Source organism: Rhizobacter sp. P5_C2, from assembly GCF_054049715.1.
This window is the reverse complement of the sequence record NZ_JBFULV010000132.1, coordinates 1-14,963: the sequence shown is the minus strand read 5'-3', so window position 1 is coordinate 14,963 and position 14,963 is coordinate 1. Positions and strand designations below refer to the sequence as shown.

Sequence of the window (14,963 nt, the reverse complement as noted above, 5' to 3'; positions counted from 1 at the left end):
GATCCCCACAGCCCCTGGCAGCGAGGCATCAACGAGAACACCAACGGCCTGATCCGCGAGTTCCTGCCCAAGGGCTCCGACTTGAGCGTGCACTCCCAGCGCGAGCTCGATCACACCGCCTGGGATCTCAACACCCGTCCTCGCAAATCTCTTGGCTGGCGCACTCCCTCTGAGGTCTTCTTCGAGTCAGCCTTCAACGCCAGCCACTCAAATCAACCCGCTGTTGCACTTGGGCTTTGAAACCGCCAACCAAAGCAAAGAGCCTGAATGCAACACCATACGGTTCGTTCAGCATGCTGCGGACAACACGGCCGCTTCGGCTGCACATCGTCCGTTGATTGGGATTGTTGCCCTCCCGCCTCCACGCGACTCGCTTCGCATCGTCGTAGCAGCTTTGTTCGACCTGTCAGTGGAATGCGCGCGTGTTTCGTTTGCAGAGCCCTTCGGCGTTGACTAATCTGCTGGCACACGAAACATTCAATCAGGGATATGGCAAACACAGACGCACACCTCTACCGTTCCGTCATGGGTGATCGTTTCTCCATCGAGATCGGCAAGTACCCGGGCGATGGAGTCCTGGACCCGCGCTGGTACCCTTCGACGTATCAAGACAAGAAAGGAAAAACCCGCAACAGCCCTTCGGACGTGACGATCACGACAGGGCACGGCGGCCCTGAAGTCCAGACGGGTGGCGGCACCTCACTGCATGACAAGCCCAATTGGTACAGCGCACCGGATTTCTGGATTCCCAAAGGAACCGAATACTGTTCCGACGAGATCCACATCCGCAAGGACGAAGACCTGCGCACGAGCCCGTACAACCCGAAGCTCTCCGGACATCACTACCAACTGGAGCCCAAGTACCCGATGCCCATCGCATCTTTTCAGGGTGCGTTGAACAACATGGCTCGTGCCGCAGTGGTGCGGCAGATCGAGCTTTCAAAGGGCCAGGAAGAGAAGACGAGTTGAGCCATGAGCAACGCCAAGGAACGGATACATGCCTGAGATCAGCATTCAGACGATGGTTTTCGCGATCGAGGCGATCGCCGGACAAATTGACGAACTGCAGCAGACTCTCGGGGATGGGGATGCGGTCCCCGAGGACTACCAGCGGATGGACGACCTTCGTGGGGCAGCTCGCGAATTGGAGCGGGAGTACGACAAGGCCGCCAAGACGGTCCTGAACCTTCCTCCGTACGACGAACTGGTCAAGCGATAGAGGCCTCACCGTCCGCCGAATGGGACCCCGTCAGCACATCGGCATGCGCCCGCGGCGCAGACCGCCCGTACTGCGGCGGCGGGGTCACCTGCCCACCGAGCGCCGCCGCCGCGTGCCATACCCACCGCGGGTTCCACAGCATGCCGCGCGCCAGCGCCACCATGTCGGCATCGCCGTCCACCAGGATCTGTTCGGCCTGGGCCGGCTCGGTGATCAGCCCGACCGCCATCGTCGGCAGGCCGGTGGCTTCCTTGATGGCACGTGCGAACGGCACTTGGTAGCCGGCGCCCAGTTTGATCTGTTGTTGCGACGTGATGCCACCCGAAGAGACGTCGATGAAATCGCAGCCGTGCGCCTTCAGCGCCTTCGCGTAGTCGACGGTCTGCTCCAGCGTCCAGCTCGGCACACCGCTGTGCTCCATCCAGTCGGTCGCCGACACGCGCACGCCCAGCGGCTTGTGCGCCGGCCACACCGCGCGCATCGCATCGAACACCGCCAGCGGCAGGCGCATCCGGTTCTCCAGGCTGCCGCCCCACTCGTCGGTGCGCTGGTTGCTGATCGGGGAGAGGAACTGGTGCATCAGGTAGCCGTGCGCGCTGTGCAGCTCGATCACGTCCAGCCCCAGCCGCTGCGCACGTTCGGCCGCCTTCGCGAACTGCGCGATCACCGTGTGGATGTCGTCCTCGCTCATCGCGTGCGGCGGCGCCTCTTCWGGGCGCTGACGCACCGCCGACGGGGCCCATGGCGTCCAGCCGCCGTCCTGCGGCGTGATCAACTGGCCACCCTTCCACGGCGGCGCACTCGAGGCCTTGCGCCCGGCATGCGCCAGCTGAATGCCGATGGCGCCCTTGGCATGCGGGCGGATCGCCGCCAGCACACGGGCCAGTGCGGCTTCGTTTTCATCGCTCCACAGCCCGAGGCAGTCGGGCGTGATGCGGCCCTCGGGGCTGACCCCCGTCGCCTCGATCAGCGTCAGCGCGGCACCACCCTGGGTCATCGTGCCGAGGTGCATCACGTGCCAATCGGTGGCCGATCCATCCTGCGCCGAGTACTGGCACATCGGCGCGACGATCACGCGGTTCGGGAGTTGAAGCTCGCGCAGCGCGAGCGGGCGGAACAGGGTGGGGTTCATCGGACTCCTGGCGGCAATTCGGGGAAGGGATCGGTCATTGAAGCGCGGTGGCTTCGTGCTATCTTGCCCCACACCTTTCGCCGCCGCAGACCCCGGGTCTTTGGCGGACGCATGCCACACCGAACGAATCCAGGAGCCAGGAACATGAGCTACAGCATCGATCTCTCCGGCCGCGTCGCGCTGGTCACCGGTGCCTCCAGCGGGCTGGGCACCCAGTTCGCGAAAACCCTCGCCAATGCCGGCGCCGCCGTCGTGCTGGCCGGCCGCCGCGTCGAACGTTTGAAGGCGCTGCGCGCCGAGATCGAGGCCGGCGGCGGCGTCGCCCACGTCGTCAAGCTCGACGTCACCGATCACGACAGCATCAAGGCCGCCATCGCCCACGCCGAAACCGAGATGGGCACGCTCGACATCCTCGTCAACAACTCCGGCGTCAGCACCACGCAGAAGCTGACCGACGTGACGCCCGACGACTACGACTACGTGATGGACACCAACACCAAGGGCGCGTTCTTCGTCGCGCAAGAAGTGGCCAAGCGCATGCTGGCACGCGCCAAGGGCGCGGCGCCCGGCACCTTCACCGGCGGGCGCATCGTCAACATCGCGTCGATGGCCGGGCTCAAGGTGCTCGGGCAGATCGGCGTCTACTGCATGAGCAAGTCGGCCGTCATCCACATGACGCGTTCGATGGCGCTCGAATGGGGCCGCTACGGCATCAACGTCAACGCGATCTGCCCCGGCTACATCGACACCGAGATCAACCACCACCACTGGAAGACCGAGCAGGGCAAGAAGCTGATCGAGATGATGCCGCGCAAGCGCATCGGCCAGCCGCAAGACCTCGACGCGGTGCTGATGATGCTGTGCGCGAACGAGAGCCACTTCGTCAACGGCGCGGTGATCCAGGCCGACGACGGGTTCGCGGTGTGAGCCTGCGGCCCCTGACCCTGCTGGAGGCGCGGGCGCTCGGCGTGCTGGTCGAGAAGGCCGCCACCGTGCCCGACAGCTACCCGCTGTCGCTGAACTCGCTGGTGGCCGGCTGCAACCAGAAGACCGCCCGCGACCCGGTGATGAACGCGACCGACGCCGAGCTGCAGTCGGCCGCCGACGCATTGAAGGCGCTGAACCTGGCCTTCGAATCCAGCGGCTCGCGCGTCAGCCGCTACGAGCACAACTTCGCCCGCGCGCTCGCGCTGCCGTCGCAATCGGTCGCGCTGCTCGCGGTGCTGATGCTGCGCGGGCCGCAGACGGCGTCCGAGCTGCGCGGCAACTGCGAGCGGCTGCACCGCTTCGCCGACACCTCGTCGGTCGAGGCCTTCCTCGATGAACTCGCGACGCGCGCCGACGAGAAGGGCGGCCCGCTGGTCGTCAAGCTGCCGCGCGCGCCCGGGGCCCGCGAGGCGCGCTGGACGCACCTGCTGAGCGGCCCCGTCGACGTGTCGGCGATGCCGGTGGCGGCGAGCGACGACGATTTCGTCGCCACCAGCGAGCTGGCGGCCTTGAAGGCGCAGCAGCTGAGCCTGAAGCGCGAGGTCGACGAACTGCGGGCGCTGGTGGAGCGCCTGTACCAGGAATTGGGTGTCGGCCGGTAGAACCGAAACCACGAAAACGAACGAATTGGCGTTGGCGAGCCGGTCGACGAACTGAGCGGAGTCTCATGAGCGGAGCGAGGACGTGGTGCCACAGGCTGGCGGCCGTGATCGGCCTGGCCGCTGCGTTCATCCACCTGCCGGCCACGGCGCAGCCGCAGCCGCCACCGCTGCCATCCCCCACGCTGCGGCTCACCGACGTCGAGCGCGCCTGGGTGGCCGAGCACCCGGTGGTGCGCATCGGCACCTCGCCCGGGCTGCCGCCGTACTTCACGTTCGATGCGAATGCCGCGCGGCCGCAGGGCTACGTGATCGAGCTGATGGACCTGCTGGCCGAGCGCAGTGGGCTGCGCTTCGACTACCAGCGCTCGCCCAGCCAGGCCGTGATGATGGAGACGCTGGCGCGTGGCGAGCTCGACGCGGTGGCGTTCACCCCGGCGCCGGCCGATGGCCAGGGCGCCTTCCTGCACACCCGGCCGATGCTCGGCGCGAACATGGTGCTGGCGGTACGGCGCGACATCTCCGACGTGTCGCCGGCCACCGAGTTCGGCGGCTACCGCGTCGCGGTCGAGGCGGCCTCGGCGGCCGACGGGCTGCTGGTGTCGCGCTTCCCCGGCGCGCAGGTGCAGCGCTACGACAGCGCCGAGGCCGCGCTGCGCGCGGTGGCGTCGGGCGATGCCGACCTGTACATCGGCTACCGCCACGTCGCGGTGCACTACATCGAGAAGAACCTGCTGGCCAACGTGCAGGTGCGCGGCGGCTTCGGCCCGGGGCTGACGGCGCTCGGGCCGGCGGTGCGGCGCGAGCTGCCGCTGCTGCACGCGGTGCTCGACAAGGCGATGGCCTCGGTGACGCAGAGCGAGCAGGCGCAGCTGGCGCGCCGCTGGCTGCCGGACGATGGCGACGGCGTGCCGCGCGGCGCGGTGCTGACCGATGCCGAGCGGCGCTGGGTCGATGCGCACGGCCGCATCCGGGTCGGCTACGACGCGGCCTTCGCGCCGATCACGCTGCGCAACGACCTGACGCAGCTGCGCGGGCTCGGCGCCGACTTCATCCGCCTGGCGACCAGCAAGGTCGGCGTGACGATCGAGAGCGAGACCGGCGGCAGCTTCGCCGAGATCTACCAGCGCGGCCTGAAGGGCGACATCGACGTGCTGGTCGGCGCCGCGCGCACCACGCAGCGGCGGCAGGATTTCGACTTCGTCGGCCCGTTCCTGCGCGTGCCCACCGGCATCGTCACGCGCAGCCCGGACGGCCCGCTGGTGACCCGCCTCGGCGAGGTCGGCCACATGCGCATGGCCTTGCTGCAGGACCACTTCCTGATCCCGCAGCTGAGCAGCCGCTACCCGGCGATCCAGCTGCTCACGTTCCCGACGCAGGAGGGCGCGTTGCAGGCGGTGGCCGAGGGCCGGGCCGATCTGGCGATCGGCAACCTGAAGGTGGTGAACCAACTGATCAACGACGGGCTGACCGGCCGCGTGCGCGTGACCGGCACGCTGAGCGATGCCGACAGCGAGCTGTACTTCGCGGTGCGGCGCGACCTGCCGGAGCTGTCGCACCTGCTGCGCAAGGGGCTCGACGCGGTGAGCGCGAGCGAGGCGGCCGACATCGAACGCCGCTGGCTGCTGGGCAGCGGCACGCTGAGCATGAGCCGCGAGCAGGCGGTGCGCCTGGGCGCGCTGCTGCTGGCGACGCTGCTGGTGCTGCTGACCTGGTTGCTGCTGCTGCGGCGCGGCAACCGGCGCTTGCGGATGGCGCGGCAGATCGAGCGCGATGCACGCCGGCTGGCCGAGGACAGCACCGCGGCGCGCGGCCGCTTCATCAGCTACCTGACGCACGAGTTGCGCGGCACGATCGGCGCGATCGGCACCGGTGCGCAGATGCTGAAGGAGAACCTGCCGCCCGAGCGCCGGCAGCGGCTGGCCGATGCGATCAGCGAATCGGCCGAGGGGTTTCGCAGCCTGCTCGAGACGACGCTGCAGTACGAGCAGCAGCTGGAGCGCCGGGTCGAGCTGCAGTTGGCGCCGACCGAGTTCGCGGTGCTGTGGCTGCAGATGATCGCGCCGCTGGAGCTGAGTGCACAGGGCAAGGGCCTGGGCTTCCACGCGACGCTGGAAGCCGACGGCGCGGCGCGCGTGCTGGTCGACGCGCAGCGGCTGCGCCAGGTCGTCAACAACCTGGTGGGCAATGCGATCAAGTTCACGCGCGAGGGCGAGGTGACGGTGCTGGGGCGGCTGAAGGGCGAGGGCAGCGCGGTGCAGCTGGAGCTGGACGTGTGCGACACCGGGCCGGGGCTGACCGACGAGGACCGGCTGCGGCTGTTCCAGCCGTATGCGCAGGGCGTGCAGGGGCAGAAGCTGCGGCAGGGCGCGGGGCTGGGGCTCGCGATCACACGGCAGATCGTCGAGGCGATGGGTGGGCGCATCAGCGCCGAGGCGGCGCCGGGGGGCGGGGCGGTGTTCCGGGTCAGCGCGACGGTGGTGCAGGCTTGAGCCGTCAGGCCGCCAGCAGCTTGTAGATCAGCTCCGGCGTCGTCGCCGCGCCGTACTTGCGCATCAGCCGCGCGCGATACACGTCGACGGTGCGCGGGCTGATGCCCAGCCGCTTGCCGATCAGCTTGCTCGTGAGCCCCTCGATCAGCAGCGCGGCGATCTCGCGCTCACGGGCCGTCAGCTCGGCCTTCAGGCGGCGGCGCGACGACAGGTCCTCGAAGCTCCAGATGCCGGCCGCATGCGGCTGCGCCGGATCGAGCGCGCGGCCCGACACGTGGCACCAGAACAGCTCGCCGCGCTGCGGGCCGTCGACGCGCTTCATCACGCGCTCGTCGGCATACCAGCCGCTCGCATCGAGCGCCGCGACGATGCGCTCGCCGGTGCGCTCGAACTCCTCGTGCGTCGGGTACAGCATCTCGAACGATTGCCCGACCAGCTGGTCGCGCGCCGCACCGAACATCGCCAGCACCTGCTGGTTGCAGTCGACCATTAGCCGGTTGCGCGACAGCACCAGGCCGACGGGAGCGAGGTCGAAGGCGGTGCGGTAGTCGAGGGCGAGGGCGAGGGTGGGCATGCGAGGATGGTACGGCGTGGGTGTCGGCCGCCTGGCGGATTCCCGCGCCCCGGGTCAAGCGGCCGGCACGCCGGTTTCGAACTTGCCCAGCGTCGCCTTGGACGGGTGTGCATTGATCAGGACCGGATCCCCGCTTCGCCACCAGAAGACTCTCATGTGGGGCGCGTGCGCAGAAATCAGAACGGCCTGGTGCACGCATGACTCGATGAAGTCGGTGACGCCGAGTCGTTCGGCCGCCATGGCCTTGTGGATGGCGATGGAACGATCGTCGTGATCGTGCCGCGCCGGATCGCGAAAGTGCACGTCGATGCTGGCATAGCCGCGACTGTCGAGCCACGCACGCGTGCGCGCATGGTCGGTGTGCGGCCGTCCCGTGACGACACAATGCTGCCGCTTCGACAGGGACGGAGCCTTCGCCGCGCGCGGCAACGCGTCCCTCTCGTTCAACGCGGCATCCATGCATGTGTCGTAGCGTTGTGCGGGAAGATCGTCGCAAAGGACCCCGTCGAGATCGACGCCCCAGCTGCGATAGCAGTGGTCCGGCGCCATCGGGTGGTGGCCGTGGGCGCCATCCTCATGCCAGTAGTCGCGGCGAAACTGCGTGGAGACGACCTCGCGCTCCCACGGCAGCACGGTCTGCACATGGGGGCGGTGCATCGACCAGTCGGGCCGGATTCTCGACAACTCGTCGGAGACGACGGTCAGCACCCGATGATCGGCGTGGGTGCGCTGGACGAGCGCTCGACAGTTCACCAGCGTGTGGCCATGGCCGGCCATGTCCTCGCACAGCAGAAGCCGACCTGGCGGGGGCGCGTCGCCGTGCCACGATGCCTCTTGTCGACCGCGATCGTATCGAATGAACGACAGCGGCGCGCCGGTGGCGAACGCCGCGCACTGCGCCGGGAACAATCCCCCGCGGAGCACCGCCGCCACGGCCACGAATTCTTCGGCGCGCAGTTCGTCGCCAATGCTGTCGATCCACTGGCTGATTTGCGTGTACCCGAGGTAGGAAGGGCGCCGGTCAAGTGAAGGGACGGTGGAGAGCATGGCAGGCAGGAGTCATTGCGCTCCAGCGACTGTGCTGGGGCAGCTCCTCGCCGACGTCTCGCAATGCGAACGGCCGGGGCTCTGCGCGAAGACCCGAGCCCACGGAGTCGGGCGTCAGGCGGCTGGTGCGCGCGTGGACGAAGCTCGGGGCCGCAGCCGCCACCCCACCCACCCGATGCCCAGTGCCATCATCAGCGCGGTCGCCGGCTCCGGGACGGCCGCCATCGGGTTGCTCAACGCGATCAACTCGAAGGCCGCGAACAGCGGCAGGGCGCTGTTGTTGTGCACCGTCAGCGACATCACGCCGAACGAGTCGGCGCTGTAGGTGAAGTCGTCCGGGCTGGCCACGCGGCCCTGCGAGCCGGCATCGTTGTGGAACGGATCCCGGTTCAGCATCCATGCCTGCAGCGAGACCTCGTGCCGATAGGCCTGCTCGTCGCGCAGGCTCAGCGTCGCGACGTGGTAGTACTCATCGTTGACGGTGTCGGTCCGGAAGTCCGTCGTCAGCGGGTGATAGTCGCTTCGGGTGAGCGTCGCGATGCCCGACAGCGTGAGCGACGCATAGGGATCCAGCTTGAAGGCGCGGTACCAGGTGATCTCGGTGTCGGCCGTGTCGGTGGGCAGGTCGGTCCGCCAGCTCACGCCGAGATGGCTCGGCCCGGAATGCGCCTCGGTCGACAGCACCGAGCCGGGCAGCGGCGGCTGCTGCCGGGCACCCGCGCCGAACGGCGGACTGAAGTCCAGGCCGTTCTGAATCGGGTACTGGATATCGTGGCGCACGTTGTCGCCGTTCGCATGCCCGCTCGACAACGAGGAGTTGACCCAGTTGCCCGTCCACCACGTGCCCACGCTGCCGGGCAGGCGCGGCGCATCGGGTGTCGGCGCGAGCGAGGTCAGCGAGAGCGGGTCCAGCGTGAACGATGCGCTGCCGTATTCCTCGGCGTGAGCGATGCCGGCCAGGCCGAGTCCGGCGAGCAGGAGACCGACGAAGCGGGGAAGTGCGTGGATGTTCATCGCGGCGATCTCCTTTGGGTGGTCAACGGTGGCGCAAGGCGGCGGAACGAGGGGCAATCGGCATGCCCGGTGCCGGCTCTCCTCAGGTGAAGAACCTAGTCATTTCTACGTACCGCCGCAGCCGGTCTACGTAACGCGTTACGTAGTACGCTTCCCGGCTGATTTCCATTGCGCAGGAGACGCTCCATGAACAAGGTGTACGCCAGTGCCGCCGATGCCCTGAAAGGCATCGTGCGTGACGGCCAGTTGCTGGCCGTCGGCGGCTTCGGGCTGTGCGGCATTCCCGAGGCCTTGATCGCTGCGCTGCGCGACAGCGGCGCGAAGAACCTCACGGTGATCTCGAACAACGCCGGCGTCGACGGCTTCGGCCTCGGCCAGCTGCTCGAGACGCGCCAGATCAGGAGGATGATCTCCAGCTACGTCGGCGAGAACAAGGAGTTCGAGCGCCAGTACCTGGCCGGCGAACTCGAGCTCGAGTTCACGCCGCAGGGCACGCTGGCCGAGAAGCTGCGCGCCGGCGGCGCSGGCATTCCGGCCTTCTTCACGAAGACCGGCGTCGGCACGCTGGTGGCCGAAGGCAAGGAAACCCGCGAGTTCGATGGCGCCGTCTACGTGATGGAGCGCGCGCTGCTGCCCGAGGTGAGCCTGGTGAAGGCGCACAAGGCCGACCGCAGCGGCAACCTGGTGTTCCGCCGCACCGCGCGCAACTTCAACCCCGCCGTCGCGATGGCCGGCAAGATCACCGTGGTCGAGGTCGAGGAGATCGTCGAGACCGGCGCGCTCGACCCCGATGCGGTCCACCTGCCGGGCATCTACGTGCACCGGCTGGTGCTGAACGCGCATCCGGAGAAGCGCATCGAGAAACGCACGATCACTGAAAAGGCAGGGAGCTGACCATGGCCTGGACCCACGACCAAATGGCCGCCAAGGCCGCCGCCGAGCTGCAGGACGGCTTCTACGTCAACCTCGGCATCGGGCTGCCGACGCTGGTGGCCAACCATGTGCGCAGCGACATCGAGGTCTGGCTGCAGAGCGAGAACGGCATGCTCGGCATCGGCCCGTTCCCGACCGAGGACCAGGTCGACGCCGACCTGATCAACGCCGGCAAGCAGACCGTCACCACCATCCCCGGCTCGTCGATCTTCGGCTCGCACGACAGCTTCGCGATGATCCGCGGCGGCAAGATCAACCTCAGCATCCTCGGCGCGATGCAGGTCAGCGACCGGGGCGACCTCGCCAACTGGATGATCCCCGGCAAGATGGTCAAGGGCATGGGCGGCGCGATGGACCTGGTGGCCGGCGTCGCGCGGGTGCTGGTGCTGATGGAGCACGTCGCGCGCAAGAAGGACGGCAGCGAGGACCTGAAGATCCTGCCCGCCTGCACGCTGCCGCTGACCGGGGTCGGCGTGGTGAATCGCATCATCACCGACCTCGCGGTGCTCGACGTGACGCCGCAGGGGCTCAAGCTGGTCGAGATCGCGCCGGGCGTGTCGCGCGAGGAGCTGCAGAAGAAGACCGGCGTGCCGATCCTCTGAGGGCTAGGCCTTCTGCTTCAGGGCCCGTGCCGCCTCGGTGACCAGCTCGGGCCCCTTGTAGATGAACCCGGTGTAGAGCTGCACCAGGTCGGCCCCGGCCGCGATCTTCGATTGCGCGTCGGCGCCGCTCAGCACGCCGCCCACGCCGATGATCGGGTAGCCGGCACCCAGCGCCGCACGCAGTTGCGCGATCACCCGGTTCGATGCCTGCAGCACCGGCGCGCCGCTCAGGCCGCCGGTTTCCTCGCCATGCGGCAGGTGCTTCACCGCATCGCGCGCGATCGTCGTGTTGGTCGCGATCACGCCGTCGATCGCGTTCTTCTTCAAGGTCGCGGCGATCACGCCGACCTGCGCTTCATCGAGGTCGGGCGCGATCTTCACGAACACCGGCACGCTGCGCCCATGCTGCAGCGCCAGTTGCTGCTTGCGCGCCTGCACCGCCGACAGCAGCGCATCCAGCGCCTCGTCGCTCTGCAGCGCGCGCAGGTTCTTGGTGTTCGGCGACGAGATGTTGACCGTCACGTAGTCGGCATGCGGGTACACGCCGTCCAGGCACAGCAGGTAGTCGTCGACCGCACGCTCGATCGGCGTCGCGGCGTTCTTGCCGATGTTCAGCCCCAGCACGCCGCCCTGCGCGCGAAAGCGCGCCTGCTTCACGTTGGCGATGAAGGCATCCAGCCCGTGGTTGTTGAAGCCCAGCCGGTTGATCAGCGCATTCGCTTGCGGCAGGCGGAACATGCGCGGCTTCGGGTTGCCCGGCTGGCCCAGCGGCGTCACGGTGCCGACTTCGATGAAGCCGAAGCCCATCGCCGCGAGGCCATCGATGCAGCGCCCGTTCTTGTCGAGCCCCGCGGCCAGCCCGACGCGGTTCGGGAAGCGGATGCCCGCGACCGTCACCGGGTCGTCGACCCGCGGCTGCGCGACCGCGCAGATCAGCGGCGTGCGCTGGAGGCGCGCGAGCGCGCCGAGTGTCAGGTCGTGGGCCTGCTCCGGGTCGAGGCCGAACAGGAAGGGGCGGGTGAGGGCGTAGGGGACCAGGGCCATGGGGGGTGCGGGGATCAGCGTCTTGGATAATCGCGGATTCTCTCAAACGACCCGCTCCGCCATGACACAGGATGAACTGAAGGCCCTCGTCGGGCAGGCCGCGCTGGCCTACGTGCAACCCGGCAGCATCGTCGGCGTCGGCACCGGCTCCACGGTGAACTGCTTCATCGACGCACTGGCCGGCATCAAGGACCGCATCGTCGGCGCGGTCTCCAGCAGCGAGCGAAGCTCCGAGCGGCTGCGCGCCCACGGCATCGCGGTGCTCGACAGCAATGCCGTCGACAGCATCCCCGTCTACGTGGACGGTGCCGACGAGATCGACCACCACGGCTTCATGATCAAGGGCGGCGGCGCGGCGCTCACGCGCGAGAAGATCGTCGCCGACATCGCGAAAAGCTTCATCTGCATCGCCGACGAATCGAAGCTGGTCGACACGCTCGGCCGCTTCCCGGTGCCGGTCGAGGTGATCCCGATGGCGGCGGCGCAGATCGCGCGGCGGCTGCGCGCCCTCGGCGGCGACGCGCGGCTGCGCGTCGGCGTGGTCACTGACAACGGCTGCAGCATCCTCGACGTGCACGGCATGGCCCTGATCGATCCGATCGCGATGGAGCGCGAGATCAACCAGTGGCCGGGCGTCGTCAGCGTCGGCATCTTCGCGCGCCACCGGGCGAGCGTGTGCCTGCTGGGCACCGCGCAGGGCGTGAAGACGCTGACGTTCTGATCCACTCCCGGGCGTCTGGCGCCCCCAAAAAGGGCGTAACCTCGGGCCTGTTCCGAATCCGCTGAAAAAGGACGGCCCATGGCCAAACCCAACTACTCGTTCGAAAAGCGCCAGCGCGAGCTGAGCAAGAAGAAAAAGAAGGAAGAGAAGCTGAAGGAGAAGGAGCTTCGCAAGACCGGCCCGGGTTCGGGCGACGGCGGGCAGAACGAGCCCGCCGAGGGTCAGACGCAAGACTCCGGCGCCGGAAACCAGCCGGCGCCCTGAGCGCCGCAACTGCGATGGCTCGCCGAGGCAAGCCGCCGCCGCTGCCGCTGGCCCCCGGCGCCTACGCGGCCGCGCTGAAGGCCGGCTTCGAGGCGACCTCCACCCAGGTGCAGCAGATGCACCAGGCGATCGCGGACCAGGCTTTTTCGGCGGTGCAGCAGCTGCCCGTCATCGCGGCACCGGCCCGCTGGGTGCAACGGGTGCACGACACCCTCAGCACCGCGGTCCACGCGACGGTGCGCCAGACCGGCGCCTCCGTCCTCACGCTGGCCGGCCATGCCGAGCAGCGCCTCACCGATCCGACACGCCAGCCCGGCACGCGCGAACTGGCGTTGCGCAGTGCGCTGAACGGCGTCGTCGGCGATGCGCTGCAGGCGGCCGGCAATCCGCTGGCGGTGCGCATGGCCTTGCTGCCCGAGGGCGCGTCGCCCGGCGAGCGGGTCTGCCTCTTCATCCACGGCCTGGCCTGCGACGAAAGCAGCTGGACCGTCGCGCGGCGCGCCTCCGAGGGCGACTCCTACCCGGCGATGGCCGCGCGCGAGTTCGGCGCGACGCCGCTCTTCCTGCGCTACAACAGCGGGCTGTCGATCGGCGACAACGGCCGCGCGCTGTCGGCGCTGATGGCGCAATTCATTGAATCGGCGCCTGGGCGCGCGGGCAGCATCGTGCTGGTCGGCCACAGCATGGGCGGCCTGGTCGCACGCTCGGCCTGCGAGCAGGCGGCCGCCGACGGCAGCCCGTGGCTCGGTCGCATCCGGATGCTGGTGTGCCTGGGCACGCCGCATCGCGGCGCGCCGCTGGAACGGGCCGGGCATGTGGTGTCGTCGGTGCTCGATTGGTCGGCGATGACGAGGCCGCTGAGCCGGCTCGCCGATGCGCGCAGCCGCGGCATCCGCGACCTGCGCGATGGCGTCGCGCCGAGCACGGTGGCGGTGCCGATGCGGCTCGTCGCGGGGCTGGGCGATGGGCTGGTGCGGCCTGGCAGTGCCGGCGATCCGGGGCTGGCCGGCGATGTCGAGCGCGTCGAGATCGACGGCGTCGGCCACATGGAATTGCTGAACCACCCGCGCGCCGCGGCCGCACTGCGGCGCTGGCTGCGCGCGACCTGGCCCTGATCAGCGCGCGTCGCGCCGCACCTGGCGGGCGGCGAAGCGGCCCGGGTCGATCGCATCGAGCAGGCTGCTCTCCAGTGGCGCCGGTGCACCGGTGATCGCCGAGGCCAGCACACCGGCACCGAGCGCCGACCAGGTGATGCCGCGCGAGCCCAGTGCGGTGAACACGAACAGGCCCGGCACGCGCGGCACGAAGCGCACCTGGTCGATCGGCCGCGCGACGGCGGCTTGCAGGTCGGGCACCGCACCGACGATCGGCAGGCGGTCGCCCGCGACCCAGCGCCACGCGGTGCGGCCCTGCAGCGCGCTGGCGTGGACCGGGGCGGCTTGCCCGGTCAGTTTCCGGTACTGCGCCAAGTTGTGCTCATGGTCGGCTTGCCGCAGCTCGGACGCCATGTCGCCAGTGGTGCTGGTGGCGCCGAACACCGCCATGCCGTCGATCGGCGGGAGCAGGTAGCCGGCACCGGCCAACGGGACGCGGGGGAGGATCCAGCCTGTATCGGCAGCGGCTGGCGCGAAGCTCAGCTGGCCGCGCACTGCGTCGACCGTCCAGTCGGGCTGGCCGAGCAGCCGCAGCGCGTCGCCGGCGTTCGCGAGCACGAGGACGGGGGCGCTGGCGATTGGCACGCCCAACGCGTCTTTCAGGTGCCAGCAGCCCTCGTCATCGCGACGGACAGCGTCGACCTGCACCCCGCCGCGCCACCGCACCCGCTCGCCGCCTTGCGCGATGAACCAGCGCACCAGCGCATCGGGCCGCACCCAGCCGCCCTGCGGGTAGAACCAGGCCGGGTGGCGCAGCGCCAGGCCCGCGAGCCGGGCGGCCGCCTCGGCATCGAGGGCTTGCACGTACGCGGCCGGCAGTCCGACGCGGTCGAGCACCGCCTGCATCGCGGCCGCATCGGGCAGTGCGGTCTCGAGCCGCAACAGGCCGGCCAGCGAGCCGGGCACGCCATCGCGCAGCGCGCCGGCCAGCACGCGCGCGATCTCCAGTGCGGCCGCGCGGTTGAAGCGCGCATGCGTGCCGTCCTGCGCATTGACGATGCCGTGGAACAGGCCGGCCGGGTTGCCCGAGGCCTCTTGCGCCGGGCTGTCATGCCGGTCGATCAGCTCGCAGTGCCAGCCTTGCGCGGCGAGCGCGGCGGCCGTGGCACTGCCGGCCAGGCCCGCGCCGACGATGATCGCGCGGCGTTCGGCCGACGGGGCCGCGGCCCGCGCCGGCGCGC

The 14,963-nt window shown here is 69.3% G+C and carries 17 protein-coding genes; 11 read left to right on the top strand and 6 right to left on the bottom strand.

The genetic code is table 11. The features are described from left to right. From ACXJLU_RS29675 to ACXJLU_RS29665, 3 genes are all read left to right on the top strand, one after another. Positions 1-240, top strand: a 240-nt coding sequence (locus ACXJLU_RS29675; protein ID WP_457337228.1) for a transposase, incomplete at its 5' end; no start/stop codon positions are given. Between the two features lie 285 nt (positions 241-525). Beyond that, positions 526-969 (top strand): Tse2 family ADP-ribosyltransferase toxin, encoded by a 444-nt coding sequence (locus ACXJLU_RS29670; RefSeq protein ID WP_457337226.1) that lies wholly within the window; start codon positions 526-528, stop codon positions 967-969. Positions 970-997: 28 nt separating this feature from the next. Continuing rightward, the gene (locus ACXJLU_RS29665; protein WP_457337224.1) at positions 998-1,219 is read left to right on the top strand and encodes a Tsi2 family anti-toxin; all 222 of its coding nucleotides are present in this window, start codon (positions 998-1,000) and stop codon (positions 1,217-1,219) included. On the opposite strand, the gene ACXJLU_RS29660 is transcribed toward ACXJLU_RS29665, so the two are convergent. Then, entirely contained in the window at positions 1,209-2,351 is a 1,143-nt protein-coding gene (locus ACXJLU_RS29660) for an NADH:flavin oxidoreductase/NADH oxidase (protein WP_457337222.1), read from the bottom strand. The two genes, ACXJLU_RS29665 and ACXJLU_RS29660, sit on opposite strands and share 11 nt — an antisense overlap. A 144-nt stretch (positions 2,352-2,495) precedes the next feature. Here ACXJLU_RS29660 and ACXJLU_RS29655 point away from each other — a divergent pair, with 144 nt between their 5' ends. From ACXJLU_RS29655 to ACXJLU_RS29645, 3 genes are all read left to right on the top strand, one after another. Next, positions 2,496-3,278: an SDR family oxidoreductase gene (locus tag ACXJLU_RS29655; protein ID WP_457337220.1), complete on the top strand. Its 783-nt coding sequence runs from the start codon at positions 2,496-2,498 to the stop codon at positions 3,276-3,278. Beyond that, a complete protein-coding gene (locus tag ACXJLU_RS29650; protein ID WP_457337218.1) occupies positions 3,275-3,940 on the top strand; it encodes a YceH family protein in 666 nt (221 codons plus the stop codon). Before ACXJLU_RS29655 ends, ACXJLU_RS29650 begins: the two co-directional genes overlap by 4 nt. A gap of 65 nt (positions 3,941-4,005) precedes the next feature. Continuing rightward, entirely contained in the window at positions 4,006-6,429 is a 2,424-nt protein-coding gene (locus ACXJLU_RS29645) for a transporter substrate-binding domain-containing protein (RefSeq protein WP_457337216.1), read from the top strand. 4 nt (positions 6,430-6,433) lie between these two features. On the opposite strand, the gene ACXJLU_RS29640 is transcribed toward ACXJLU_RS29645, so the two are convergent. From ACXJLU_RS29640 to ACXJLU_RS29630, 3 genes are all read right to left on the bottom strand, one after another. Then, positions 6,434-7,003 (bottom strand): LuxR C-terminal-related transcriptional regulator, encoded by a 570-nt coding sequence (locus ACXJLU_RS29640; RefSeq protein ID WP_073465246.1) that lies wholly within the window; start codon positions 7,001-7,003, stop codon positions 6,434-6,436. Positions 7,004-7,057: 54 nt separating this feature from the next. After that, positions 7,058-8,050: a phosphoribosyltransferase gene (locus tag ACXJLU_RS29635; RefSeq protein WP_457337214.1), complete on the bottom strand. Its 993-nt coding sequence runs from the start codon at positions 8,048-8,050 to the stop codon at positions 7,058-7,060. 114 nt (positions 8,051-8,164) lie between these two features. Beyond that, positions 8,165-9,064 carry a PEP-CTERM sorting domain-containing protein gene (locus tag ACXJLU_RS29630; protein ID WP_457337212.1) on the bottom strand — a complete coding sequence of 300 codons (900 nt, stop codon included), beginning with the start codon at positions 9,062-9,064 and terminating at the stop codon, positions 8,165-8,167. Between the two features lie 186 nt (positions 9,065-9,250). Between ACXJLU_RS29630 and ACXJLU_RS29625 the strand changes: the two genes are divergently transcribed. Both ACXJLU_RS29625 and ACXJLU_RS29620 read left to right on the top strand, forming a co-directional pair. Next, positions 9,251-9,958, top strand: a complete 708-nt coding sequence (locus ACXJLU_RS29625) for a CoA transferase subunit A (protein ID WP_457337210.1) — start codon at positions 9,251-9,253, stop codon at positions 9,956-9,958. Positions 9,959-9,960: 2 nt separating this feature from the next. Then, positions 9,961-10,599, top strand: coding sequence for a 3-oxoacid CoA-transferase subunit B (locus tag ACXJLU_RS29620; protein WP_073465250.1), 639 nt, complete (start codon positions 9,961-9,963; stop codon positions 10,597-10,599). A gap of 3 nt (positions 10,600-10,602) precedes the next feature. Here ACXJLU_RS29620 and ACXJLU_RS29615 read toward each other — a convergent pair whose 3' ends face one another. Continuing rightward, complete coding sequence (locus ACXJLU_RS29615; RefSeq protein WP_457337208.1) at positions 10,603-11,643, bottom strand: quinone-dependent dihydroorotate dehydrogenase; 1,041 nt, start codon at positions 11,641-11,643, stop codon at positions 10,603-10,605. A 61-nt stretch (positions 11,644-11,704) separates the two neighbouring features. Here ACXJLU_RS29615 and rpiA point away from each other — a divergent pair, with 61 nt between their 5' ends. The 3 genes from rpiA (at position 11,705) to ACXJLU_RS29600 (ending at position 13,743) form a co-directional block, all read left to right on the top strand. Further along, positions 11,705-12,364, top strand: a complete 660-nt coding sequence (gene rpiA / locus ACXJLU_RS29610; RefSeq protein ID WP_457337206.1) for a ribose-5-phosphate isomerase RpiA — start codon at positions 11,705-11,707, stop codon at positions 12,362-12,364. Between the two features lie 78 nt (positions 12,365-12,442). Beyond that, on the top strand, positions 12,443-12,628 hold the full coding sequence (locus ACXJLU_RS29605) for a hypothetical protein (protein WP_457337204.1): 186 nt from the start codon (positions 12,443-12,445) through the stop codon (positions 12,626-12,628). 14 nt (positions 12,629-12,642) lie between these two features. Beyond that, positions 12,643-13,743, top strand: coding sequence for an esterase/lipase family protein (locus ACXJLU_RS29600; RefSeq protein WP_457337202.1), 1,101 nt, complete (start codon positions 12,643-12,645; stop codon positions 13,741-13,743). Here ACXJLU_RS29600 and mnmC1 read toward each other — a convergent pair. Next, on the bottom strand, positions 13,744-14,963 hold a 1,220-nt coding region (gene mnmC1 / locus ACXJLU_RS29595), incomplete at its 5' end, for an FAD-dependent 5-carboxymethylaminomethyl-2-thiouridine(34) oxidoreductase MnmC1 (RefSeq protein WP_457337200.1).